This window comes from Chromobacterium haemolyticum (genome assembly GCF_002081825.1).
GTDB lineage: Bacteria > Pseudomonadota > Gammaproteobacteria > Burkholderiales > Chromobacteriaceae > Chromobacterium > Chromobacterium fluminis.
This window is the reverse complement of sequence record NZ_MUKU01000007.1, coordinates 103,793-128,094: the sequence shown is the minus strand read 5'-3', so window position 1 is coordinate 128,094 and position 24,302 is coordinate 103,793. Positions and strand designations below refer to the sequence as shown.

19 protein-coding genes are annotated in these 24,302 nt (G+C 64.8%); 9 read left to right on the top strand and 10 right to left on the bottom strand.

From position 1 onward, the window contains the following. Positions 1–32: 32 nt before the first annotated feature. The 6 genes from B0T39_RS07075 to cyoE all read left to right on the top strand — a co-directional run bounded on the left by B0T39_RS07075 (position 33) and on the right by cyoE (position 7,534). Positions 33–1,949, top strand: a complete 1,917-nt coding sequence (locus B0T39_RS07075) for a BglG family transcription antiterminator (RefSeq protein ID WP_081545443.1) — start codon at positions 33–35, stop codon at positions 1,947–1,949. 724 nt (positions 1,950–2,673) lie between these two features. Continuing rightward, positions 2,674–3,609: a ubiquinol oxidase subunit II gene (cyoA, locus tag B0T39_RS07070; RefSeq protein WP_368651272.1), complete on the top strand. Its 936-nt coding sequence runs from the start codon at positions 2,674–2,676 to the stop codon at positions 3,607–3,609. Positions 3,610–3,616: 7 nt separating this feature from the next. Further along, entirely contained in the window at positions 3,617–5,659 is a 2,043-nt protein-coding gene (cyoB, locus tag B0T39_RS07065; RefSeq protein ID WP_081545442.1) for a cytochrome o ubiquinol oxidase subunit I, read from the top strand. A gap of 15 nt (positions 5,660–5,674) precedes the next feature. Next, positions 5,675–6,289, top strand: coding sequence for a cytochrome o ubiquinol oxidase subunit III (gene cyoC, locus B0T39_RS07060; RefSeq protein ID WP_081545441.1), 615 nt, complete (start codon positions 5,675–5,677; stop codon positions 6,287–6,289). Next, on the top strand, positions 6,286–6,606 hold the full coding sequence (gene cyoD / locus B0T39_RS07055) for a cytochrome o ubiquinol oxidase subunit IV (RefSeq protein ID WP_081545440.1): 321 nt from the start codon (positions 6,286–6,288) through the stop codon (positions 6,604–6,606). The genes cyoC and cyoD overlap by 4 nt, the downstream gene beginning before the upstream one ends. Positions 6,607–6,628: 22 nt before the next feature. Then, a complete protein-coding gene (gene cyoE, locus B0T39_RS07050) occupies positions 6,629–7,534 on the top strand; it encodes a heme o synthase (RefSeq protein WP_217806206.1) in 906 nt (301 codons plus the stop codon). 71 nt (positions 7,535–7,605) lie between these two features. Here cyoE and B0T39_RS07045 read toward each other — a convergent pair whose 3' ends face one another. From B0T39_RS07045 to B0T39_RS07000, 10 genes are all read right to left on the bottom strand, one after another. Beyond that, a complete protein-coding gene (locus tag B0T39_RS07045) occupies positions 7,606–9,570 on the bottom strand; it encodes an acetyl/propionyl/methylcrotonyl-CoA carboxylase subunit alpha (protein WP_081545438.1) in 1,965 nt (654 codons plus the stop codon). A gap of 5 nt (positions 9,571–9,575) precedes the next feature. After that, the gene (locus B0T39_RS07040; RefSeq protein WP_081545437.1) at positions 9,576–11,180 is read right to left on the bottom strand and encodes a carboxyl transferase domain-containing protein; all 1,605 of its coding nucleotides are present in this window, start codon (positions 11,178–11,180) and stop codon (positions 9,576–9,578) included. 17 nt (positions 11,181–11,197) lie between these two features. After that, a complete protein-coding gene (locus tag B0T39_RS07035) occupies positions 11,198–12,409 on the bottom strand; it encodes an MFS transporter (protein WP_217806205.1) in 1,212 nt (403 codons plus the stop codon). Further along, positions 12,402–13,613: an 8-amino-7-oxononanoate synthase family protein gene (locus B0T39_RS07030; RefSeq protein ID WP_081545436.1), complete on the bottom strand. Its 1,212-nt coding sequence runs from the start codon at positions 13,611–13,613 to the stop codon at positions 12,402–12,404. The genes B0T39_RS07035 and B0T39_RS07030 overlap by 8 nt, the downstream gene beginning before the upstream one ends. Before the next feature lie 52 nt (positions 13,614–13,665). Next, on the bottom strand, positions 13,666–14,868 hold the full coding sequence (gene pcaF, locus B0T39_RS07025; RefSeq protein ID WP_081545435.1) for a 3-oxoadipyl-CoA thiolase: 1,203 nt from the start codon (positions 14,866–14,868) through the stop codon (positions 13,666–13,668). Between the two features lie 12 nt (positions 14,869–14,880). Next, positions 14,881–15,549: an alpha/beta hydrolase gene (locus tag B0T39_RS07020; protein ID WP_081545434.1), complete on the bottom strand. Its 669-nt coding sequence runs from the start codon at positions 15,547–15,549 to the stop codon at positions 14,881–14,883. A 12-nt stretch (positions 15,550–15,561) separates the two neighbouring features. Then, positions 15,562–16,383 (bottom strand): 3-keto-5-aminohexanoate cleavage protein, encoded by an 822-nt coding sequence (locus B0T39_RS07015; RefSeq protein WP_048415426.1) that lies wholly within the window; start codon positions 16,381–16,383, stop codon positions 15,562–15,564. A 44-nt stretch (positions 16,384–16,427) separates the two neighbouring features. Continuing rightward, positions 16,428–17,384, bottom strand: coding sequence for a DMT family transporter (locus B0T39_RS07010; protein WP_217806204.1), 957 nt, complete (start codon positions 17,382–17,384; stop codon positions 16,428–16,430). Positions 17,385–17,557: 173 nt separating this feature from the next. Continuing rightward, positions 17,558–18,319, bottom strand: coding sequence for an AraC family transcriptional regulator (locus tag B0T39_RS07005; RefSeq protein ID WP_198001601.1), 762 nt, complete (start codon positions 18,317–18,319; stop codon positions 17,558–17,560). Between the two features lie 248 nt (positions 18,320–18,567). Next, positions 18,568–20,595, bottom strand: a complete 2,028-nt coding sequence (locus B0T39_RS07000) for a glycoside hydrolase family 3 protein (RefSeq protein ID WP_081545433.1) — start codon at positions 20,593–20,595, stop codon at positions 18,568–18,570. A 431-nt stretch (positions 20,596–21,026) separates the two neighbouring features. Between B0T39_RS07000 and dusA the strand changes: the two genes are divergently transcribed. The 3 genes from dusA (at position 21,027) to rdgB (ending at position 24,258) form a co-directional block, all read left to right on the top strand. Next, positions 21,027–22,055 carry a tRNA dihydrouridine(20/20a) synthase DusA gene (gene dusA, locus B0T39_RS06995; protein WP_141111116.1) on the top strand — a complete coding sequence of 343 codons (1,029 nt, stop codon included), beginning with the start codon at positions 21,027–21,029 and terminating at the stop codon, positions 22,053–22,055. Positions 22,056–22,389: 334 nt separating this feature from the next. Then, on the top strand, positions 22,390–23,460 hold the full coding sequence (locus B0T39_RS06990; protein WP_019104484.1) for an ABC transporter substrate-binding protein: 1,071 nt from the start codon (positions 22,390–22,392) through the stop codon (positions 23,458–23,460). Positions 23,461–23,664: 204 nt separating this feature from the next. Further along, a complete protein-coding gene (gene rdgB / locus B0T39_RS06985) occupies positions 23,665–24,258 on the top strand; it encodes an RdgB/HAM1 family non-canonical purine NTP pyrophosphatase (RefSeq protein WP_081545431.1) in 594 nt (197 codons plus the stop codon). The last annotated feature ends 44 nt before the right edge of the window (positions 24,259–24,302 follow it).

Genomic DNA, 24,302 nt, shown 5'->3' with positions numbered 1-24,302 from the left:
CCGGGCGCGGATGGGTTTAAAGAAAGAGGCTCATGGTCAAATTCCCCTATCAACGGCTGGCCCAGGCCTTTGCCGCCCTGCAGGCGGAAGCGCTGCCGCAGGAAGAGCTGGCGCGTCGGCTGGCGGTGTCCACCCGCACCGTGCGCAACGACATCGACGCGCTCAACGCCATTCTGGCCGAGCACGGCGCGCGCTTCGTGCTCAAGCGCGGCGAGGGCTACCGGCTGCAGGCCGACGACCCGGAACGCTTCCAGCGGGTGCGGCCGCAGGCCGGCTCCGGCCGCGCCATCCCGCGGCAGGCCGTCGAGCGGGTGCACTACCTGCTGGCTCAATTTCTAGGCTCCGCCTACGCCTTGAAGCTGCAAGATCTGGCCGATGCCTGGTGCGTCAGCCGCGCCACCTTGCAAACGGATATGGCCGAGGTGCGAGAGCGTCTGGCGGCTTATGGGCTGAGCATAGAAGCCAAGCCGCATTACGGCATGAAGCTGCTGGGCGCGGAGTCCTCCATCCGCGTCTGCCTCAGCGATCTCTTGGCGCAACTGGCGGCGGAGCGGCCGGAGCATCCGCTGTTGAGCGCGGACCCGGTTCTGGCCGACGCGCTGGCTACGGTGCGCGCCGGCCTGCCGGGCTGTTTGAGCCGCGCCGGCGTCCGTCTCAGCGACGACGGCGCTCAGTTTCTGACCTTTTATTGCGCGGTGGCGGCCAAGCGCATCGTTGATGGTTTTCCTCTGCAGGACTTTTGCGGCGAGGAGACGCTGCCGGCGGTGGATCAGGCCGCCACGCATATCGTCGGCTTGCTGAGGCGCATGAGCGGAGTGGAAATCGCCGTCGCCGAGCGGGCCTTTCTCTGCGTCAACATCGCCGCGCGCAGCCTGACCGGCATGTTGCCCAGCGCGATCAACGCCGACGACGCCGACGCCTTGGTCTGCTACATCCTCGACTACATCAACCGCCATTACCGTTACGATCTGCGCGCCGACCGGCAATTGCGAGAGGACCTGATCACCCACGTCAAAACCATGATCACCCGGGTGCGCTACCAGATCAATCTGCCCAATCCGGTGCTGGCCGACATCAAGCAGCATTACGCGCTGGCCTACGATTTCACGCTGGCGGCGGTGTCTAGCTGGGCCAAGCACTCGCCGTACCGGATCTCGGAGAATGAGATCGGCTATCTGGTGCTGCATATCGGCGTGGGCTTGGAGCGCCATTACCAGATCGGCTATCTGCGCCGGCCGCAGGCCCTGCTGGTGTGCGACGGCGGCAACGCCACGCTGCGCACCTTGGAAGCGGTGCTGCGGCGCCGTTTCCCGCAGTTGGAGGTATGCGCCTCCTTGTCCTGTCAGGAATACGAGGCGCTGGAGCATGTGAGCGCGGATTTCGTGGTCTCCACGGTGCGCTTGGAGGACAAGCGCAAGCCGGTGGCGCTGCTGTCGCCGTTTCCGTCGGATTACCAGTTGGAGCAATTGGCGCGGTTGGTGGCGGTGGACCGCACCCGGCCTTATATGTTGGAGCGCTATTTTTCCGCCCAGCATTTCTGGGTGGCGGAAGCGGGGCTGAGCCAGCAGGCGCTGTTCGAGCGTGTTTGCGGGCAGTTGCGCGAGGAGGGCTATGTCGACGCCGATTTCCTGCTTTCGGTGCGCGAGCGCGAGGACATTCTCAGCACCATGTTGGGCGACGGCATCGCCTTGCCGCACTCGCTGGGCTTGCTGGCGCGCAAGACCACGGTGTGCACCATCATCGCGCCGCATGGCATCGCCTGGGGGGAGGGCGGCGTGGCGAGGGTGATTTTCCTGCTGGCGATCAGCAAGACCGAGTACGAGGAAGCGATGGCGATCTACGAATTGTTCGTTTCCTTCATGCGCCAGCGCGCCGGCGCCCGGCTGGTGGAAAGCCGCAGCTTCGAAGCGTTTCTGCGCAATGCCTTGCTATGCCTGCCTGAGTCCTGAGCCACGCGGGAAGCGCTTTTCCCGCGGCTGTCAATCCATATGGTTTGGTTTATGTTTTTGTTGCGATTTGTGTTGAATCACGTTGTTTTTGTGCACCGCAAAGGGGGGAGTTCCGGCTTTTTTGTAACAGTTTGAAACTGTGTATATGTTCGAGTATTTACTTCATGCTTTCGTTCTAGATCACGCCATGTCTGAGCATGGGCGATATTTTCGTCATTGATCTGTAACAAGCCCTCTGGATTTACCCCGCGAGCGGCCGTTAACCTGGATCAAATTTGCCCTTGAAAGTTGGGGGCGAACTGTTTTTAATAGCGCCGCCTGGCTTCACAACCGGGATGCTCCCGCCGCTTTCTGCGCCGTCCAGGGCTGATTGCCTACTGGAAGACGCGTCTCTGCCCGAGGGTTCGCCGGCTGTCAGCGTTGTGATGTCCCAGCAGGAGAAGGCCGGCTGTCGCCGCTCTCCTGTCGCGTCATCCACTCGGAGCGATTCGCGTCGCCCCTGTCGATTGATCATGCCGACCTTTCGATTTTGATCAGCTCGCGCTGCGAGTTCCGCATTGCTTTTTATTATGACTTTGGCATTTGCATGGCCGTCGGCCGCGCAAGGGCTTGCTGTTGCCGTCCGGCCATGAGCCGGGCCTGGATTACCGCCGCCGGGGCCGATGGCGCGCAGCCGTTCGCGCCCGGGCGAGATAACAAGAATGTTCAACCCGTAAAGTCGTAAATGATGAGAAACCAAAGACCCTCACGCCTGTGGCGGGGACTTGCTGTTGCTTCGACGTTGCTGCTCGCCGGGTGTCAAGGCGGAATCCTTGACCCCAAGGGCCCAGTGGCGGCGGAGCAGAAGTCCCTGATCATCACGGCAACCGCGCTGATGCTGCTGGTGGTCATCCCGGTGATCCTGATGACCCTGTTCTTCGCCTGGAAGTACCGCGCCAGCAACAAGGACGCCGTCTACGAGCCGAAATGGTCGCACTCGACCAAGATCGAGCTGGTGGTCTGGCTGATTCCCTGCATCATCATCGCCTTCCTCGCCGTGCTGACCTGGGAAACCACCCACAAGCTGGATCCGTACCGCCCGCTGGATTCGGATCAGAAGCCGATCGAGGTGCAGGTGGTGGCGTTGAATTGGAAATGGTTGTTCATCTATCCGGAGCAGCAGATCGCCACGATCAACGAGCTGGCCTTCCCCAGCAATGTGCCGGTGAACTTCAAGATCACTTCCGACGCGGCGATGAACTCCTTCTTCATCCCGCAACTGGGCGGCCAGATTTACGCGATGGCCGGCATGCAGACCCAGTTGCATCTGCTGGCGCATGAGCCGGGCGTGTACAAGGGCTTCTCCGCCAACTACAGCGGCGCCGGTTTCTCCGGCATGAAGTTCAACGCCGTCGCCACCAAGACGCCGGCGGAGTTCGAAGCCTGGGTCGCCAAGGTCAAGGCCTCCGGCAAGACGCTGGACGTGAACGGCTATCGCGGCCTGGTGCTGCCCAGCGAAAAGAACCCGGTGGCCTATTACGGCGCTGTCACCCCCTATCTGTTCCAGGGCGTGCTGCACAAATACATGACCGGCCGCACCTCGCTGGCCGCCACCGAGGCCGACGTGAAGCTGGCCGCGCTGGCCAAGAGCCTGTGCGAACCGCTGACGGTGAAGGAGTAATCAAGACATGCTGTTAGGCAAACTTACGCTGGACGCCATCCCCTTCCACGAGCCCATTGTGATGGGCGCGCTGGGCGGCGTCGGCCTGATCGGGCTGATGCTGGTGGCCCTGATCTCCAAAATGGGCAAATGGGGCTATCTGTGGCATGAGTGGCTGACTTCGGTCGACCACAAGAAGATCGGCGTGATGTACATCATTGTCGCCATGATCATGCTGCTGCGCGGCTTCGCCGACGCGCTGATGATGCGCGCGCAACTGGCCATCGCCACCGGCGGCAGCCACGGCGTGTTGCCCCCGGATCACTACGATCAGATCTTCACCGCCCACGGCGTGATCATGATCATCTTCATGGCGATGCCGTTCATGACGGGCCTGATGAACATCGTGGTGCCGTTGCAGATCGGCGCGCGCGACGTGGCCTTTCCCTTCCTGAACTCGCTGAGCTTCTGGCTGCTGGTGGCGGCGGTGATCCTGGTCAACCTGTCGCTGGGCGTGGGCAACTTCGCCCGCACCGGCTGGGTGGCCTATCCGCCCTTGGCCGGCATCGCCTTCAGTCCGGACGTGGGGGTGGATTACTACACCTGGGCCTTGCAGATATCAGGGATAGGGACGACGCTGACGGCGATCAACTTCCTGGTCACCGTGATCAAGATGCGCGCTCCCGGCATGAAGCTGATGGACATGCCCATCTTCACCTGGACCTGCACCTGGGCCAATGTGCTGATCGCCAGCTCCTTCCCCATCCTGACCGGCGCGCTGGCCATGTTGAGCCTGGACCGCTACCTGGACTTCCATTTCTTCACCGCGGAAGCCGGCGGCAACGCGATGATGTATCTGAACCTGTTCTGGGCCTGGGGCCATCCGGAGGTGTACATCCTGGTGCTGCCCGCCTTCGGCATTTTCTCCGAGGTGGTGTCCACCTTCACCGGCAAGCGCCTGTTCGGCCACAAGTCCATGATCTACGCCAGCGGCGCGATCTCCATCCTGGGCTTCATGGTGTGGCTGCATCACTTCTTCACCATGGGTTCCGGCGCCAGCGTCAATGCTTTCTTCGGCATCGCTACCATGATCATTTCGATCCCGACCGGGGTGAAGCTGTTCAACTGGCTGTTCACCATTTACCGCGGCCGCCTGCGTTTTGAAACCCCCATCCTGTGGACGCTGGGCTTCATGGTCACCTTCTCCATCGGCGGCATGACCGGCGTGTTGATGGCGGTGCCGGGCGCGGACTTCGTGCTGCATAACAGCCTGTTCCTGATCGCCCACTTCCACAACACCATCATCGGCGGCGCTGTGTTCGGCTATCTGGCCGGCGTGACCTTCTGGTTCCCGAAAGTGTTTGGTTTCAAGCTGAACCCGAAACTGGGCAAGGCCTCGTTCTGGTTCTGGCAGATCGGCTTCATGTTCGCCTTCATGCCGCTGTACGTGCTGGGCTTCCTCGGCATGACCCGCCGCCTGAACTACACCACCAATCCGGAATGGGAACCGTGGCTGTATCTGGCGCTGTTCGGCGCGGTGCTGATCGCCTGCGGCATCGCCTGCCAGTTGCTGCAGATCGTGGTCAGCATCCGCGACCGCAAGAAGCTGGCCGACGTCAGCGGCGACCCGTGGAACGGCCATACCCTGGAGTGGTCCACCTCGTCGCCGGCGCCGTTCTACAACTTCGCCAAGTTGCCGGTGGTGCATGACATCGACGCCTTCACCGACATGAAGGAAAAAGGCGTGGCCTACGCGGTGCCGAAGTCCTACGAGCCCATCCATATGCCTAAGAACACCGCGATGGGCGTCTATATCGGCGGCTTCACCACGGTGTTGGGCTTCGCCCTGATCTGGCATATCTGGTGGCTGGCCATCGTCGGCCTGGTGGGCATCGTCGGCTGCATGCTGGCGCGCGCCTACGACAACGATCTGGACTACTACGTGCAGCCGGAGGAAGTGGAGGCCATCGAGCGCGAGCGTTTCGAAAAACTGGGCATCGATGTGGACAACTACACCGAGCGCGACCCGGCCCAGCCGCACAAGGCGGCGCGTCCGACCACCACCGCGTAACAGGTTGAATCCGACATGACGACTTATGTAAAAGACGCGCACGAAGCGCACGACGACCACGAGCACCACGACAGCGGTTCGCAAACCGTGCTGGGCTTCTGGTTCTACCTGATGACCGACTGCATCCTGTTCGCCAGCGCGTTCGCGGCTTACGCCGTGCTGTTCCGCAATGTGGCGGAAGGCGTGTCCGGCAAGGATATCTTCGATCTGCAATACGTGCTGGTGGAAACCGCGGCGCTGCTGCTGTCCTCCATCACCTACGGCTTTGCGATGATCGCCGGTCAGAAGGGCAATAAATCCGCAGTGCTGGGCTGGCTGGGCATGACCTTCCTGTTTGGCGCCGCCTTCATCGGCCTGGAAATCAACGAGTTTCATCACCTGATCTCCGAGGGCCACGGACCGCAGGTCAGCGCCTTCCTGTCGGCCTTCTTCGGCCTGGTGGGTCTGCACGGCCTGCACGTGACCGCCGGCCTGATCTGGATGGCGGTGATGATGATGGAGGTGGCCAAGACCGGCCTGACCGGCCGCGCGATGACGCGCCTGAACTGCCTGTCGCTGTTCTGGCACTTCCTCGACATCGTGTGGATCTGCGTGTTCACCGTCGTCTACCTGAAAGGAGCCATGGGATGAGCCAGGCACATGAACACGCCGCGCACGGCAGCGTGAAAAGCTATCTGATCGGCTTCCTGCTGTCGGTGGTGCTCACCGCCATTCCGTTCTGGATGGTGATGGGCGGCGCCTTCACGCCGCAGGCGACGGCCATCGGCATCTTCGCGCTGGCGGTGGTGCAGATCGTGGTGCATCTGAAGTATTTCCTGCACCTGGACTTCAGCAAGGAGGGCAAGCTCAACACCTTCTCCTTCCTGTTCACCGGCATGGTGATCGTGCTGCTGGTCGGGCTGTCGATCTGGATCATCTACACCGCCGACGCGCTGATGATGCGTTGAGACGGCGTTGAGAGAGACCGCCTTGAAATTCAAGCGCTATTTGCAGGTGACCAAGCCGGGCATCATCTTCGGCAACCTGATCTCGGCCGTCGGCGGCTTTCTGCTGGCGGCCCAGGGCCGGGTTGACTGGAGCTTGCTGCTGGCCACGCTGGCCGGCCTCTCGCTGGTGGTGGCGTCCGGCTGTGCGATCAACAACTGCATAGACCAGGACATCGACGCCAAGATGGCCCGTACCCGCAAGCGGGTGCTGGTCACCGGCGCGATGAGCACCCGGGCGGCGCTGGCTCACGGCCTGGTGCTCGGCCTGGCCGGCTTCTACGCGCTGTGGCGCTGGACCAATCCGCTGGCCTTCGGCTGCGTGCTGTTCGGCTTCGTCATCTATGTGGGGGTGTACAGCCTCTATATGAAGCGCCATTCGGTGTACGGCACCCTGGTGGGCAGCTTGTCCGGCGCGGTGCCGCCGGTGGCCGGCTACTGCGCGGTGACCGGTCGTTTCGACGCCGGCGCGGCTATCCTGCTGCTGATGTTCTGTCTGTGGCAGATGCCGCATTCCTACGCCATCGCCATCTTCCGCCTGCAGGATTACCAGGCGGCGGGGATTCCGGTGTTGCCGGTGGTCAAGGGCATTTCCAGCGCCAAGCGCCAGATCGTGCTTTACATCCTGGCCTTCGGCGCCGCCACCGCGATGCTGGCTTTCGGCGGATACGCCGGCTACGGCTATCTGGCGGTGGCCGGAGCCACCAGCCTGTGGTGGCTGAAGATGGCCTTGTCCGGCTACAAGAGCAGCACCGACGACCGCGTCTGGGCGCGTCAGGTGTTCTTCTTCTCCATCGTCACCATCACCGCGCTGTCGGTGATGATGGCGGTGGATTTCCGGCAGCCGGAACGCCAACAGCTGGCCGGCCTGAGCGCGTCCGCGCAGTCCTGAACGTCAGCAAGCCAAGACAAAGCGCGGGCCGTGGCCCGCGCTTTTTTCATGGCTGAGCGGCTAGAGCGCGATCAAACGTCGTCGGCCGCGACGCTGACCAGCACCTGGTCGGCGGCGACAATGTCGCCCACCCGGCAGTGCAGCGCGCTGACGACGCCGGCGCGCGGCGCGTAGATCCGGTTTTCCATCTTCATCGCTTCGACGATGGCCAGCACCTGGTTGGCTTCCACCCGCTGCTCGACGGTCACCGGCAGCGCCACCACCGTGCCCGGCATCGGCGAGGCCACCCGTTGGCCGGCGTCGGCATCCGCCTCGGCGGCTTCCGGCTGGTCCGCCTGCAAGCGTAGCCGATGGCCGCCCACCGTCAGTTCCATGTCGTCGCCGCAGGGCAGGGCGCTCCAGCGCAGCCCGTCCACATTGCCGCGCCACAGCTCGCCGTCGCGGCTCAGTTCCACGCGAAGGCTATGCTCTCCCACCGCCACGCGGGCATGGGCGCCGGCGCGTTCCAGCAGGCGGGCCTGCCAGCGCGAAGCGCCGATGCGATAGTTCTGCCGGCCCAAGGGGGCGTCCGGGTCCAGCGCCGCGCGGTCGTGGGGGCCGATGCCGCCCTGCCAGGGCGAGGACGATTCGACGCAGGCCAGGGTCAGTTCGACGGCGGCGGCGCAGGCGACGGCTTCGGCCAGCGGCGCGGCTTCCGGCGCGGCGGCGAGCTGGTCGACCAGATGGGTGTCCAGCAGGCCGGCCCGCACCCGCGGTTCGCGCAGCAGCCGGTCGATGAAGCCCAGATTGGTGCTCAGGCCCGGCAGCGCGGTGTCGCGCGCGGCGGCCCGCAGCGCGTCCAGCGCCGCGCCGCGGTTGCCGCCGTGGGCGATCAGCTTGGCCAGCATCGGATCGTAGAAGGCCGGCACTTCGCCGCCGCCGTCGTCGAAGGCCGCGTCCACTCGGCAGCCTTGCGGCCAGCGCGCCAGCAGCGCCTTGCCCGGCATGGGCGCGAATTCGCGCAGCGGGTCTTCGGCGTAGATCCGGCATTCGATGGCGTGGCCGTCGGCGCGGATTTCCTCCTGGCGCAGCGGCAAGGCTTCGCCGGCGGCCACGCGCAGCTGCCATTCCACCAGGTCCAGGCCGGTGACGGCCTCGGTGACCGGGTGCTCCACCTGCAAGCGGGTGTTCACCTCCAGGAAATAGAACTGGCCGTCCGGCGCCAGGATGAATTCAAAAGTGCCGGCGTTTTGGTAGCCGATGGCCGCCGCGCCGCGTACCGCGGTGTCCAGCAGCGAGGCGCGGGTGGCGGCGGGCATCGCGCAGGCCGGGGCCTCCTCGATGATTTTCTGGTGGCGGCGCTGCAAGGAGCACTCGCGTTCGAACAGATGCGCCACATTGCCGTGACTATCGCCGAACACCTGGACTTCCAGATGGCGCGGCCGCGCGATGTAGCGCTCCACCAGCAGCCGGCCGTCGCCGAAGCTGGAGCGGCCGACGCGCACGGCGGCGTCCACCGCCTCGCGCAGCGCGGCTTCTTCCCACACCACTTGCATGCCCTTGCCGCCGCCGCCGGCCACCGGCTTGAGAATGACCGGATAGCCGATCTCGGCGCAGCTCTCCATAATCAGTCCGTAGGATTCGGTGGCCTCCACCGAGCCCGGCGTCACCGGCACGCCCGCCGCCGCCATCAATTGGCGCGCGCGCGCCTTGTCGCCCATCTGGGCGATGGTGTCGGCGTCGGGGCCGATGAAGACCAGGCCGGCGGCGGTCACCGCGCGGGCGAAGTTGGCGTTTTCCGAGAGGAAACCGTAGCCGGGATGAATGGCCTCGCAGCCGCTGGCCAGCGCCGCGGCGATGATGGCCTCGCCGTTCAGATAGCTGGCGTTGGCCGGGGCCTCGCCTATCCAGCGCCGCTCCGCGGCGCCTTCCAGATGCGCCGCGCCGGCGTCGGCCGTGGAGTAGACGGCGACATGCTCGATGCCGAGCCGCCGGCAGCTGCGGGCGATGCGGCGCGCGATCTCGCCGCGGTTGGCGATCAAAATTCGTTTGAACATGGTGTTTACATCCTGAATACGCCGAAGCGGGTGTCTTGGACCGGGGCGGCGGCGGCCAGCGCCAGGCTGAGCGCCAGCCATTCTCGGGTCTGGGCCGGGTCGACGATGGCGTCCACCCACATGCGGGCCGCCACGTACAGCGCCTGGCCCTGGCGTTCGTAGGCATCGCGGATTGGCCGCTTGAAGTTTTCCTCTTCTTCCGGCGTCCAGGCCTTGCCCTGCTTCTCCAATTGCTCCGCACGGATCAGCGCCAGCACCGTCGCCGCCTGTTCGCCGCCCACCACCGTGGTCTTGGCGTTGGGCCACATCGCCATTAACTGCGGGCCGATGGCGCGGCCGCACATGGCCAGATTGCCGGCGCCGTAGCTGCCGCCGATCAGGATGCTGAATTTGGGCACGCGGGCGCAGGAGGCGGCGTTGACCATCTTGGCGCCGTGCTTGGCGATGCCGCCGGCCTCGTATTCCGCGCCCACCATGAAGCCGTTGATATTGTGCAGGAACAGAAGCGGAATGCCGCGTTGGGCGCAGAGTTCGATGAAGTTGGCCGCTTTTTGCGCGCTTTCCGAGAACAATACGCCGTCGTTGATCAGCACGCCCACCGGATAGCCGCCGATGTGGCCGGTGCCGCACAGAATGGTGGCGCCGAAACGGGCGCGGTATTCGGCGAAGGCGGAGTCGTCCAGCAGCCGGGCCAGGATTTCCCGCGCCGGAATATGCTCGCGCGGGTTGGCGCTGACGATGCCGGCCAGCTCAGCCGGATCGTAACGCGGCGGTTGCGGCGCTTGCGGCGGCGCGTACTGCCGGCCGCGGCCGCGGCGCGCGACGATGTCCCGCATCAGTCGCAGCGCGTGTTCGTCGCTGAGCGCGTAGTGATCCGCCACCCCGCTGTCGCGGGTGTGGACATCGGCGCCGCCCAGGGTTTCCGCGTCCACGATCACCCCGGTGGCGGCGCGCACCAGTTGCGGGCCGCCCAGAAAGATGGAGCCGTTGCCGCGCACGATGATGGTTTCGTCGCTCATCGCCGGGATGTAGGCGCCGCCGGCGGTGCAAGAGCCGAGCACCGCCGAGATCTGCGGCAGGCCCAGCGCCGACATTTCGGCGATATTGCGGAAGATGCGGCCGAAGTGCTGCTCATCCGGGAAAATGTCTTCTTGCAAGGGCAGGTAGACTCCGCCGGAATCCACCAGATAGAGGCAGGGCAGGCCTTGTTCGCGGGCGATCTGCTGGGTGCGCAGATGTTTGCGCAGCGTCAGCGGGTAATAAGTGCCGCCCTTGACCGAGGCGTCGTTGGCGAACACCGCCACCGCGTGGCCGGCGACGATGCCGATGCCGGTGACGATGCCGGCGCAGGGCACCGCGTGGTCATAAACGTCGTGGGCGGCCAGTTGGCCGATCTCCAGAAAGGGCGTGCCGGGGTCTAGCAGCAGCGACAAGCGCTCGCGCGGGGACAGCTTGCCCTTGGCCGCTTGTTTGGAGCGCGCCTCCGGGCCGCCGCCTTGCAGGGCGGCGTCGCGGGCGGCGGCGATGCCTTCGCGCAGTTGGCGGTAGGCTTCGGCATTGCGTTCAAACGCCTCGCCCGAGGCGGGAACGCGGGATTCGATACGGGACATGAATAAGCTTTCTCGATTCAGGACGCGCGCGCGCGCACCTTGAACAGCACTTGGGACAGGGTCAACAGGCCCAGGGCGGCGACCGCCAGCGTCCAGGCGCCGTCGTGATGCAGCAGCACCGAGACGGTGGCGGCGACGCCGGCCAGCCCTTGCTGCAGGAAGCCGCACAGCGCCATCGCGTGAGCGCCGTGTTCCTTGGCGTCGCTGACGGCGGTGGCCATGCTGTTGGGGAACAGTACCGCCTGGCCGAAGATGGTTAGGCAGTAGAGGCCGATGAACAGCCACAGGCCGGGCTGACGCTCCAGCAGGCCCAGATGCCAGCCCAGCAGCATGGCCAGCGTGGCCGCGGCCAGCAGCGCCGAGCCGGCGCGCATCAGCCGCAACCCGCCCACGCGGGCCACCAGACGGTTCACCACCATGGCGCCGCTGAAGTAAGACAGGCCGATTAACAGTCCGACGTTGCCGAAACCGGCCACCGCCAGGCCGAAGTGCTCCTGAAACACGAAGGGGCTGACCTCTTGCAAGGTCACCGTGGTGGCGAAGCCCAGGCCGCCGGCGCAGGCAGGCCACAGAAAGCCGGGGCGGAGCAGAATGCCCCAGTACGGGCTGGGGCCGGAGGCCGCGGCGGCCGGACGGCCGGCTTGCAGCGGCAGGCCCATGGTCAGCAGCGCCGCCACGGCGCCGGTGACCGCCATCAAGGCGAAGCCGGCTTCCCAATGACTGTATTTGCCGATCAGGCCGCCGATGAACTGGCCGCCGCCCAGCGCGGTGATGAAGGCGATGGAGAGCACGGACAATTTGCGCGCCAGATCGTCGCCGCGCCAGTGATCGCGCACGATGATGCGGGCGATGATGGCCGCGCCGCCGCCGGCGATGCCCTGCGCCACGCGCAGCGTCAGCAGCTCCGCGGCGTTGGACACGAAGGCGAGCAGCAGGCTGCAGACCACGAACAGCGCCAGCGAAATCAGCAGCGGCCCGCGCCGGCCCCAGCGGTCGGCCGCCGAGCCCCAGAACAGCACCGGCAAGGCCGCGCCCACCACATAGCCGGAAATCGACATCTCCACCAGGCTCTGGCTCATCGCCAACTCCCGCATCACCGCCGGCAGCGAGGGCAGATACACGGTGGTGGCCATCTGCGCCATGAACACGATCAGGCAGGCCAGCGCCATCAGCCGGCCGGCCGGCTGCGCCAGCGCCGCGGGCGGCGCGGTCAGGGTTTTCTCATTCATGGGCGGCTCGCAGCTGATTGAGGCAGGCGGCGAAGCGTTCGATCTCCTGCGCGCTCATATTGGCGCGGATCATGATGCGCAGGCCGGCGCGGCCCTTGGCGATCACCGGGAAGAAGATGGGCGAGGTGTAGAAACCGTCTTCCAGCAAGCTTTTGGCGTAGAAGATGGTGTTTTCTTCCGAGCCGATGGAGACGAAGCGGATGGGCAGCGGCTCGCCGCTATTGTCCGAGGCCACGTGTTGGTCGAACAAGCGGATATTGTCCTGCAAGCGCTGTTGCAGGCGCGGCAGCTCCTCGGAGCGATGAATGGCCGCGGACTGGATGATGGCGCCCAGGCCGGCGGTGTTGATGCGTTGCGACCAGGTCACCGGCCCGCCGAAGCGGGTGGCCAGCTTGCGGCGTTCCGCATCGTGGCGCGGGCCCAGGAAGATGGCGCCGCCGGAGGCGCCGAAGCCCTTGTTCAGCGAGGTGACGATCAAGGTGCGCTCATTGATGCCGCCCATGGTTTCCAGCACCAGGCCGCGGCCGTGGCGGCCCAGCGTGGACAGGCCGTGAGCTTCGTCGAAGAACAGGAACAAACCGTATTTGTCCTGCAACGCCAGCAGCTCCGGCACTGGGGCCATGCCGCCGGTGCTATAGACCCCGTCGGCGACGTAGGCCACGCGCGCATGGGTTTTGCACAGGTCTTCCAGTGCGTTCAGATCGTTGTGGCGTATGGTCTGGATCTCGGCCTCGTCGGCGCAGATCGGCTTCATCATGTTCAGGCAGAAGTGAGCGTTCTTGTCGAACACCATCAAGGGCGGCACGTCTTCGGTCAGCGCGCCGGAGGCCAGCAGGGGCAGGGCGGCCGCGGCGGCGGCGGCGCAGGACGGCACGGTCAGCGTTTCCGCGTCCACCAGCTCCGCCAGTGCGTCCTCCGCCTGCTGCAGAATGTCGAACTGCACGCGGATGCGCGAAATCGAGGTGTTCAGCGAGCCGGTGTTCTGCACCGCGTCCGCCGCCGCTTGCAGGATGTCCGGGTGTGAGTCCAGGCCCAGATAGGAATAGGACGACATATTGACGAAGCGCTTGCCGTTGGCCACCGCCTCGTGACGGCCGTCGCCCAGGTTGCGGGTGACGATATTGGCCATGCCGGCCTGGGTGGTGATGTCCCAGAAGCTGTTGCTCAACTGAATGGCTTTTTTGATATTGGCGTGCTGATGCATGTTTCCCCCCTCGTTTGGTTTGGCGGCGGCCATAATGGCCGCCTCGTCCGGCCTAGACCCGCTCCAGAATCAGCGCCGCGCCTTGTCCGACGCCCACGCACATGGTGCACAGCGCGTAGCGCTTGCCGCTGGCCTGCAACTGCGCGGCGGCGGTCAAAACCAGCCGGCTGCCGCTCATGCCCAGCGGGTGGCCCAGCGCGATGGCGCCGCCCTTGGGGTTCACCCGTTCGCAATCGTCGGGCAGGCCCAGCGCGCGGGTGACCGCCAGCGCCTGGGCGGCGAAGGCTTCGTTCAGTTCGATGACGTCGATGTCCTCGATGCCGAGGCCGGCCTGGCGCAGCGCCTTGCGGCTGGCCTCTATCGGGCCCGCGCCCATGATGCGCGGCGCGATGCCGGAGCTGGCCGAGGTCAACACCCGCGCGCGCGGACGCAGGCCGTGGCGTTGCGCCGCCGCGGCGGAGGCGATGATCATCGCCGCCGCGCCGTCGTTGACGCCGGAGGCGTTGCCGGCGGTGATGCTGGACTCCGGGCCGAACAGCGCCTTGAGCTTGGCCAGCTCCTCCAGAGAGGTCTGGCGCGGATGCTCGTCGCGGCTGACGATGAGCGGGTCCTGCTTGCGGCGCGGGATCGTCACCGGGACGATTTCCTCGGCGAAGAAGCCGGTTTCCAGCGCGGCGAAGTAACGCTGCTGGCTGCGCAGAGCGAAGGCGTCCTGATCCTGGCGGCTAACGCCGAATTCGCGGGCCACGTTCTCCGCGGTGGCCGGCATGGTGTCCACGCCGTATTGCTTCTCCATCGCCGGATTGACGAAGCGCCAGCCTATGGTGGTGTCGTAGATCTGCATGTCGCGGCCGAAGGCTTTTTCCGACTTCGGCATCACGAAGGGCGCGCGCGACATGGATTCCACGCCGCCGGCGATCAGCAGCTCTGCCTCGCCGGACTTGATTGCGCGCGCCGCCAGCGCCACCGCGTCCAGGCCGGACGCGCACAGGCGGTTCACAGTCAGGCCCGGGACGCTCTCCGGATAGCCGGCCAGCAGCAGGCTCATGCGGGCCACGTTGCGGTTGTCCTCGCCGGCCTGGTTGGCGCAGCCCAAGATGACTTCGTCTATCGCCGCCGGGTCCAGGCCCGGATTGCGCTCAAGAAGGGCGCGCAACGGCGCCGCGGCCAGATCGTCGGCGCGCACGCCGGACAAGGCGCCGCCGAAGCGGCCGATGGGGGTGCGCACGGCGTCGCAGATGAAAGCGTCGGTCATCGCGGTCTCCTCTCAGCTCAAGCTGGTTTGAGGTTGCAACAGCGCGGACAGCAAATCGCGCGCGGCGTCGATCTCGTCGGCGCAAACGTGGTGGGGCATGTCCGGATAAACGCGGAAATCCACCTCGGCGCCGGCGCGGCGGAAGGCCTCCGCGCTGTGTTTGATGCGCTCCAGCGGCATCCAGCTGTCGCTGTCGCTGGTGCCGAAGAAGGCCGGGAAGTCCAGTGCCGCGGTCGGCGCGCTCCAGGCGGCCTCGTCGGGGCCGAACAGGCCGCCGGAGAAGGCGATCAGCCCGCCTATCGGGCGTGGGCGGCGATAGATGAACTCGGCGGCCAGGCAAGCGCCCTGGGAGAAGCCCATCAGCACGATCCGGCTGTCGGCGAAGCCGTAGCCGCGCAGTTCCTCGATGGTGGCCTCGACGCAGTCCAGCGCCAGGTCCAGCGAGGGCTGATTGCTGTCCAGCGGCGCCATGAAGCTGTGCGGATACCAGGTGCGGTCCTTGGCGATGGGCAGAATGTAGGCGACGTCGGCCAGGCCGATGGCCTCGCCGTTCTTGTAGGCGTCCTGGGCGCTCTGGCGGCGGCCGTGCAGCAGCACCACGGCGAGTTTGGCCTGGTTCAGCGGCGCGCCGTAGATTTCCAGACCGTGTTCTTTATGCGGATTGGGATCGATCGTGCTCATGTAGTGTGTCCTTTAGTGGATGCCCAGAATCTGCTTGGCTTCGGCGGGGGAGGCGATCTCGCGGCCGACTTCGCCGGCCAGGCGCGCCAGGCGCTCCACCAATTGGGCGTTGTCTCGGGCCAGTTCGCCGTAGCGGTAATAGACGTTGTCTTCCAGGCCGGTGCGCACATGGCCGCCCAGCAGCAGGGTGTGCAGATTGATCGCCAGCTGGTGTTTGCCTATGCCCAGTGCCGACCACACGCTGTCCTGCGGAATGCTTTCGACGAAATGCAGCAGGTTTTTGCAGGTGGCGGCCGCGCCGCCCTGTATGCCCATGGCGAAGCTGAAGCACAGCGGGCCGCTCAGATAGCCGTCTTCCTGCAGTTTCAGCGCCTCGCCGATGATGCCCTGGTGATAGACCTCGATCTCCGGCTTGGCGCGGTATTCGCGGATGTCCAGCGCCAGCGCGCGGGCCAGTTCAGGCGGATTGATGAAGGGCTTGCTGCCGTGGTTGACCGAGCCGCAGTTGAAGGAGGCGATGTCCGGACGGAAGGACAGATGGTTCCAGGCTTCCTTCTTCTCCAGCTGCGGCGGCAGATTGAGGCCGGAGGTGCTCAGATTGATCAGGATGTCGCAGCGCTCGCGGATGCGGCGGACGATATCGCCGTAGATGTCCGCGTCGTAGCTGGGCGTGCCGTCCGGGTTGCGGGCGTGGATGTGGACCACCGAGGCGCCGGCGTTCCAGCATTCATAGGCGGCCTGGGCGATTTCTTCCGGCGAAAACGGCACGCCGGGATGTTTCTGCCGGCTGGTGATGCCGCCGTTGACGGCGGCGGTGATGATGAGTTTTTGCATGGTGGGAACGCTCATGTGAATGAAAGAGGAAAAAGCTGCGGTGTTCAGATCTTGTCGCCGACGGGCGCGGTTTGCGGCTGCGCGGCGGCGTCCGGGCGTTTGGACACCAGATAAATGCCGACGCCGATCAGCACGCCGCCGATCAGCTCATGCAGCGACAGCGAATAGCCGAAGGCGGCGAAGGAAATCAGGGTGGCGAACAGCGGGGACAGAAACAGGAAACCGCTGGTGCGCACCGCGCCGCCCAGGTCCAGCGCCCTGAACCACAGCGCCATCGCGCCGGTGGTGGCCGGCAGCGCCAGCCACAGAAAGGCGGCCAGCACCCGCTCGCTGTGAGGCAGTGTCGGGACTTCGCCGCCGGCCCAGGCCAGCAGCGCCAGGCAGGCCGAACCCACCAGCATCTGCCAGAAGGTCAGCGCCCAGACGTTGATCACGATGCGGCTGCCCTTGATCACCAGCGTGGACGCCGCCCAGCAGGCCGCGCCGCACAGCACCAGCGCGTCGCCGGCGCCGAAGCCGTCCAGCTTGTTCAGGCCGATGCAGACGGCGACGCCGAAGAAGGACAGGACCAGGCCGACGGCGGCCAGAGGGTGGATTTTTTCCTTTAGCGCCAGCCGCGACATCAAGGCCACGATCAGTGGGGTGCAGGCCATCAGAATGGCTGCTTTGGCCGGGGTAGTACTGCGCAGCCCGATATTGAGAAAGCCCATCGAGCCGGCGGTTTGCAGCAGCCCGATCAAGGCCAGCACGCCCCAGGGGCGCGGGCGGACGAAAGCGCGCGGATAGCGGAAGCGCTGCCACAGCAAAATGGGCACGATGCCGGCGGCGGCGGCAGTGAAGCGCGCCACCGCGGCCCACAAGGGCGGCATTTCCGACAGCACGATCTTGGAGGTGGGAAAGGTGGAGCCGAACAAAAAGGTGGCGGCCAGAATCAGCAGCCAATAGCGTTTGGCGTCGTAGTTGGGATGGGACATGGTCACCTGGCCAGACAGCGGTTTCAATAGCCATTTATCATATTGAAACGGTTTGGTTCAGGCTTCTTGCAAGCGGACAATTACTGCTTCAAAACGGACAATCATGCTGCGCTGCGGCAAAACCGTGCCGGCGCGTGGGGCGGAGGAGAGGCTGTTCAAAGCCTCGCTCATGTGGGCGCGGCTTTGAACAGCTTATGAGATCAGGAGAAGTACTGGCTGGGGGCCGCGTTCATAATGCGGCGGAACATGGAGGAAAACGCGCCGGGGGTTTCATAGCCCAGGTCGGAGGCGATCAGGGTGACCGGCTCGCCAGCGCCCAGCCGCGGCAGGGCCGCCATTGCGCATACTTGTTGGCGCCAGTATAGATAGGACACGCCCAACTCCTGCTGGAACAAGCGCGCCAGCGTGCGGCTGGACGCGCCCACCAGTTCCGCCCATTCGCTCAGGCCGCGGCGGTCGCCTGGATTGGCCAGAATCGCCGAGCATACCCGTTGCAAGCGCGGATCGCCCAGCGGGGGCAGCGGCAAGGCCGTTTCGCTGGACCATTCGATTTCGTCGATCAGCAAGTCCAGCAAGCGGCCTTCCTTCTGGTCCGCGTGCGGAATGCCGCGAGTGCGCATCAGGCGGATGATGAGTTCCCGCATCAGCGGCGAAATGGCGATGGCCTTGGAGCAAAGCGGCAACTGCGCCAGGTAGTGGGGAGACTGGATGTACAGCGTGCGCAGCGACACCGTGCCGCGGGCGCGCATGCTGTGTTCCACCGCCGGGGGCATCCAGACGCCGCGCTGCGGCGGCACCAGCCACAGGCCGTCGGAGGTAGACAGCTCCATCACGCCGGAGACGGCGAAAATCAGTTGGCCTTCGCGGTGTTGGTGGCGGCCGATTTGATGACCGCTAGGAAAGTCCTTGGACATGCTCCACGCGGCGAAGTCCGGTAGGACGGCGTTGGATTCTATGGCCATGCGCTTGCTTTCTTATTTGAGGGTAGCCCGGTTCCGCGCAGCTTGCGGCCCTGTTGTGCGGGCGTCTTCAGCCGTCGGTTCAGGCTCATGATACTGCAGTGCACAAAACATTCATACAGTATAAATTGTGTCTATTTCAATGCGAATGCCTTGGATCAGCGGAGCCGCCCGCCGCAGGGACAAAAGAAAACACCGCGGCCGGAGGGCCGCGGTGCGTTAGGAGGAGGGTTAAGAAGAGCGATGCTTTGTCAGAAGCTCAGCCCAAAACCGCGCGCGTAGCGCAGCGCGCCCGGCTGGCCGTTTTCGTCCAGCGCGTGGATGGCCACCGGCAGCTTGCCGCCGGGCGGGTTCGCGCCCAGCATCACGTCCACCAGCGCCGGCATGGAGGGCCCGCGCAGGCCGTTCTCATAACCGTAGTAGGAGTAGGTGGCCAGCGTGGCGTCTGCCAGATCGTCGTAATTGATCACGTCGTAAGGCGCGCGCAGGGTCACGTGGATCAGCTTCTTGCCTTGCCGCTTGGCGTATTCCATCGCATTGCGCATTTGCTGCGCCTCGCTGAGCGGCGGCGCGGACAGGCTGCGGGCGAAGCGGGTCCGGAGCGCGGGCAGGTCTTCCGCCACATTGAAGACCAGGGAACCGTTGCCGGCGGCCGGCGCCGGCTCGGTCTGCAGGCTGCGCTTCATCCGCGGCGCGATGGCCGGCGCGTTGGGGTCACCGTTGCGCTCCACTGGGCTGACGCCGGTGGCCAAGGTGCCGATGACGACCACGTCGGCCTGATCGATCGCCTGTTTCTGCGCTTCCCACGGCGTGGCGCTCAGCTTGGCGCCGCTGACTTGGCGATAGCCTTTCTCATCAAAGCGGCGACGCATCGCCTCGGCCTGTTCGCCCCAGGGCGTCAGGATGAAGATGCGCTGGCTGGGCGAGCGCAACGGCAGCGCCGCGCCCTGATTGCGCAGCAGGGTGATGGAGTGCCGGGTGATCTTATCTTCCACCGCGCGGTGTTCCGCGCCGCCTATGGTGCTCAACTCCGGCAGCGGCTTGGCTTCGCCGGCAGGGGTGACCTCGTTGCGCAACTTCATCGCCACGATGCGCCGCACCGAGCGGTCTAGTTCGGCGCGGTCTATCCGTCCGTCCGCCACCGCGGCGGCCACCTGGTCGATTAATTGACGCAGCCGGCCGGCTTGCGCGGCGGTGCGGAACTCGGTGGGCATCAGCGCGATGTCGACATCGGCCTGGAACACCTTGATTACCGCGTCGGCCTGCTCGAAGAAATCGCTGATGCCCTTCATGTCCAGCGCGTCAGTGACGGTGACGCCCTGGTAGCCCATCTCGCCGCGCAGCAGATCGTGCTGGATTTTGCGCGACATGGTCGCCGGCGCGATCATGCGTTCGCCGTTGCGGGCGGTGATTTGGCTGTTGTCCAGCGCCGGGTACTGGATGTGGGCGGTCATGATCATCTCCGGGGGCTGGCCGGAGGCGATGGCTTGGCGGTAGGGCGCCAGGTCGATGGCGTAGGCGTCGGCGCGGGATTTGTTGACTACCGGCAGGCCGTAGTGGGAGTCGGTGGCGGTGTCGCCGTGGCCGGGGAAGTGCTTGAAGGAACCGATCACGCCTTGCTCGCGCATGCCTTGCGTCGTGGCCTGGCCCTGCAGGCTGATGGTGGCCGGGTCGTCGCCGTAGGCGCGGACATTGATCACCGGGTTGAGCGGATTGCTGTTGACGTCCACGTCCGGGGCAAAGTTGACGTTGAAGCCGACGGCGCGGATCTCGGCGGCCAGCACGCGGCCGGAGTCGCGGGCCAGGCCGCTATCCCGAGTCGCTTCATAGGCGGCGCCCAGCGCCATATTGCCGGGAAAGCTGGTGGCCAGCGGACGCGGCAGGCGGAAGACATTGCCGCCCTCCTGGTCAGAACCAATCAACAGGCCGACCGGGCTGTTTTGCGGCCGCGCCTTGCGGATCTGCTCGGACAGGCGGCGGGTTTGCTGCAGATCGGTCAGATTGTTGGCGAACAGAATCACGCCGCCGATGGCGTTGTCGCGCAAGGCGCGGCTGGCGGCTTCCGGCAGTTCGGTCATGCCGGCGGTGCAGGCGGGCTGATCGTCCGGGCACCAGTAGCGGAAGGCCATCATGATTTTCTGGCCGATTTTCTCGCGGGGGCTCATTTGTTCGACGATGCGCGCGGCTTGCTGTTCGACGCTGGGCTGTTCCAGGCAGCCGCTCAGCAGCGCCGGCAATAGCATCAGCGCGGGTAAGCGCAGGGAGTGTGGTTTAAACATGGGTCAACCTTGTGCTGAAGTGGAAACATCCGGAATAGCGGGCAGGCCCGCCCTACAGCCTGCAACGCTGGTCCGGCGGACAGGTGCGAGGGCTGGATTCTCTTTTCTTGAATATATTCATTTGTGAATGATTCTTGTTAGTAATGGATTGGCACGCCAGACACCCCTGCCAGGGCGCGTCCGGCGCGAAGAAGCCGCTGCCGAGGTTAAAGCTTATGAAATTCAATTCTTGAAAAAGTTGCCTGCGGGGGAGAATCGTTGGGCCATAATCGCCATATCCCTTTGATTGCTCGGTGTTTTTGTCTAAATGCTTGACCCTTGTTCGGGTGCGGGAGGATAATTCATGCCTTTTTTCAAACGCTTAGCGCGATGGCGGGCCGGTCTGCCGCCGGCGCTGAGCGGTGATCTGGTTTCGGGTGGATATGGATACGATGCAGGACAGCGGAGTGCAGCATTCTAGGGTTGGGAACAGCGACGGCTTGCCGCCGCGCCGTCTATCGGTGGCGCCGATGCTGGATTGGACCGACCGTCACTACCGCTATTTCGCGCGTCAGATCACTCGGCATGCCTGGCTGTACACCGAGATGGTGACCACCGGGGCGTTGTTGCATGGCGACGTTGAACGCCACCTGCGTTTCGACGAGGCGGAACATCCGCTGGCCTTGCAACTGGGCGGCAGCGAGCCGACGGAGCTGGCGCGTTGCGCCAAGCTGGCGGCGGAGTGGGGCTACGACGAGGTCAATCTGAACGTGGGCTGCCCGTCGGAACGGGTGCAGAAAGGCGCTTTCGGCGCCTGCCTGATGGCCGAGCCGCAGCTGGTGGCCGACTGCGTCAAAGCGATGCGCGACGCGGTGTCCATTGATGTGACGGTCAAGCACCGTATCGGCATCGACCGCATCGAGCATTACGATTACCTGAGCGATTTCGTCGGCCAGGTGGCGGACGCCGGCTGCCGCACTTTCATCGTGCATGCGCGAAACGCCATTCTCAAAGGCCTGAGCCCCAAGGAAAACCGCGAAATCCCGCCCTTGAAATACGATTACGTCTATCGGCTGAAGCAGGAGCGTCCGGATCTGGAAATCCTGATCAACGGCGGCGTCAAAAGCCAGGCCGACATTGACGAGCATCTGCGCCACGTCGACGGCGTGATGGTGGGGCGCGAGGCCTACCACAACCCCTGGCTGATGGCGGATTGGGACCAGCGCTACTACGGCGTCGCCGCCGCGCCGGAGCGAGAACAGGTGGTGGCCGCGATGATGCCCTATGTGGCGGCGCGTCTGGCCGAGGGTCACAAGACACGCAATATCGCCCGCCACATCCTGGGCCTGTTTCAGGGCATTCCCGGCGCGCGCAACTGGCGGCGCATGCTGTCCGACGCCAAATTGCTGGACGGCGCCGACGAGCGCCTGCTGCAACAGGCGCTGGAGGCGACGCTGGGCGCAGCCCGCCGCGCTGAATAAACCGCCTGGCCGTTGCGGCCAGGAACGGATTCGCGGCGCCGGGGTCTGCTGTAGCAAGGCGAGAGCGTTGCTCTTGCTGAGGCAGGGCCCGACGCCGCCGTATTTAAGAGCTTGTTCAAAGTCTCGCTGGCTAGCGCGAGACAAGACCGAAACCGTTGAAGAAGCGCTAATGCGCCTACCGCGCATGGGCATCAGAACGCGACGCTTGTCTATGCTAAGCGGACTTTGAACAGGTTCTACGTCGCGGGGCTTCCCAAGAGGGAAACCCGCCATGGCGGCTTGCCGCCTTTTCTGTTCGCCATGCTGGTCATGGCCGTCTGGAGGTGAATCTGAATTGAAACCGCTGAAGCTTGTCCTATTGTCCTCCATCCTGTCGTCCGCCGTCTGGGCCGGACCCAAGGACGTCTTGCACATCTATAACTGGAGCGGCTCGCTGTCGGACGCCATCCTCCGTCAGTTCGAGAAAAGCTGTGATTGCCGCGTGGTGCAGAATTACTACGGCGATAATGAGGAAATGCTGGCCAAGCTGGCGGCCGGGGCCAAGGGTTACGATATGGTGTTTCCATCCAGCTTCGTGATCCAGGCGATGAGCAAACAGAAGCTGCTGCGGCCGCTGGATCACGCCAAGCTGCCGAATCTGAAGAACGTTGACCCCGCCTACTTGTCCCAAAGCTATGATCCCGGCAACCGTTACACCGTGCCCACGGTGCTGTCGCTGACCTCGGTCGGCTACAACGCGGAGCGCTTGCAGAAACTGGGCATCGATCCGCACAGCTGGTCTGTGATCTTCGATCCCAAGGTCCTGCAGAAGATCAAGGGCAAGGTCACCGTGCTGGACAGCTCGCGCGAGGTGTTCGCCGCCGCGCTGTTCTACCTGGGCAAGAACCCGAACACCGCTAGCCAGGCCGACTATCGCGCGGCGCAGGCGGTGATCAAGCAGGCCAAGCCCTACTGGGCCACCTTCTCCAACGCCAGTTATCTGAAAGAGCTGGCAGTGGGCAATATCTGGGTGTCGCTGGGCTATTCCACTGAGTTCTTCCAGGCCGCAGAGGACGCGCGGCAGGCCAAGCGCCGCTTCCACATCGCCAATGTGGCGCAGAAGGAAGGCAATGAACTGGGCGTGGACACCATGGCGGTCCTGGCCAGCGCCAAACGCCCGGACCTGGCGCATCAGTTCATCAACTTCATGCTGGACGGCAAGAACGCCGCCCAACTGACCAACCTTAACGGCGCCACTAATCCGGTTAAAACCGCCGCCCCCTTTTTCCGCGCGGATTTGAAAGCCCATCCGGTGATCGATCCGACGCCGGACACCGTGAAGAAATGGACGGTGCTGCGTGAGCTGACGCCGGTGGAACGGCGCTCGCTGGCGCGGATGTGGACGGAAGTGAAGGTCAGCCGTTAAGCTTGTTTTGAACAAAGTCTGCTGCGCGTCGGCGATACGGCGTTGAAAACGGCTTCGAAATGCTCATGTACCACGCGTACATTCCGCGTTCTCAGCTGTTTTCGCCTTGTCTCGCGCTAGCTCGCGAGACTTTGAATAAGTTCTTATACTTATGTCCGCAGCCCCGGCGTCGTCGGGGCTGCGTTGCATTCGATGGAGTTCTCAATGTTCGACAAATTAGTGATGGCCAGCAACAACGCCGGCAAGCTGAAGGAATTCTCCTCGCTGCTGGCGCCGCTGGGCATACAAGTGATTCCGCAGGTGGAACTGCAGGTGCCGGAATGTCCGGAGCCCCACCACACTTTTCTGGAAAACGCGCTGGAAAAAGCGCGCCACGCCAGCCGCATGACCGGCTTGCCGGCGTTGGCCGACGACTCCGGCATCTGCGTCGAGGCGTTGTCCGGCGCGCCGGGCGTGTATTCGGCCCGCTACGCCGGCGAGCCCAAGTCCGATGCCGCCAACAACGCCAAGCTGGTGGCGGCGCTGCAAGGCGAAGCCAACCGCCGCGCCTGGTATTACTGCGTGCTGGTCTTGGTGCGCCACGCCGACGATCCGCAGCCGCTGGTGGCGGACGGCATGTGGTTTGGCGAGGTGAAAGACGAGGCGGCCGGCGCGGGCGGCTTCGGCTACGATCCGCATTTCTGGCTGCCGCAACACGGCTGTAGCGTGGCCGAACTGGATGCGGCGGAGAAGAACCGCGTCAGCCACCGCGGCCAGGCGATGCAGGCGCTGCTGGCCAAGCTGCGCGCGCTGGCATGAAGCCCTTTCTTCCTTTCTGCGCCCGGCTGAAGCGACAAGGAGCC

Coding starts and splice junctions, on each gene's coding strand:
- B0T39_RS07030 (WP_081545436.1), bottom strand. CDS start 13,613: ATGCATCAGCACGCCAATATCAAAAAAGCCATTCAGTTGAGCAACAGC.
- B0T39_RS07005 (WP_198001601.1), bottom strand. CDS start 18,319: ATGGCCATAGAATCCAACGCCGTCCTACCGGACTTCGCCGCGTGGAGC.
- B0T39_RS07000 (WP_081545433.1), bottom strand. CDS start 20,595: ATGTTTAAACCACACTCCCTGCGCTTACCCGCGCTGATGCTATTGCCG.
- dusA (WP_141111116.1), top strand. CDS start 21,027: ATGCAGGACAGCGGAGTGCAGCATTCTAGGGTTGGGAACAGCGACGGC.
- B0T39_RS07035 (WP_217806205.1), bottom strand. CDS start 12,409: ATGAATGAGAAAACCCTGACCGCGCCGCCCGCGGCGCTGGCGCAGCCG.
- cyoC (WP_081545441.1), top strand. CDS start 5,675: ATGACGACTTATGTAAAAGACGCGCACGAAGCGCACGACGACCACGAG.
- cyoB (WP_081545442.1), top strand. CDS start 3,617: ATGCTGTTAGGCAAACTTACGCTGGACGCCATCCCCTTCCACGAGCCC.
- B0T39_RS07045 (WP_081545438.1), bottom strand. CDS start 9,570: ATGTTCAAACGAATTTTGATCGCCAACCGCGGCGAGATCGCGCGCCGC.
- cyoA (WP_368651272.1), top strand. CDS start 2,674: ATGATGAGAAACCAAAGACCCTCACGCCTGTGGCGGGGACTTGCTGTT.
- B0T39_RS07020 (WP_081545434.1), bottom strand. CDS start 15,549: ATGAGCACGATCGATCCCAATCCGCATAAAGAACACGGTCTGGAAATC.
- cyoD (WP_081545440.1), top strand. CDS start 6,286: ATGAGCCAGGCACATGAACACGCCGCGCACGGCAGCGTGAAAAGCTAT.
- B0T39_RS07015 (WP_048415426.1), bottom strand. CDS start 16,383: ATGCAAAAACTCATCATCACCGCCGCCGTCAACGGCGGCATCACCAGC.
- B0T39_RS07040 (WP_081545437.1), bottom strand. CDS start 11,180: ATGTCCCGTATCGAATCCCGCGTTCCCGCCTCGGGCGAGGCGTTTGAA.
- pcaF (WP_081545435.1), bottom strand. CDS start 14,868: ATGACCGACGCTTTCATCTGCGACGCCGTGCGCACCCCCATCGGCCGC.
- B0T39_RS07075 (WP_081545443.1), top strand. CDS start 33: ATGGTCAAATTCCCCTATCAACGGCTGGCCCAGGCCTTTGCCGCCCTG.
- rdgB (WP_081545431.1), top strand. CDS start 23,665: ATGTTCGACAAATTAGTGATGGCCAGCAACAACGCCGGCAAGCTGAAG.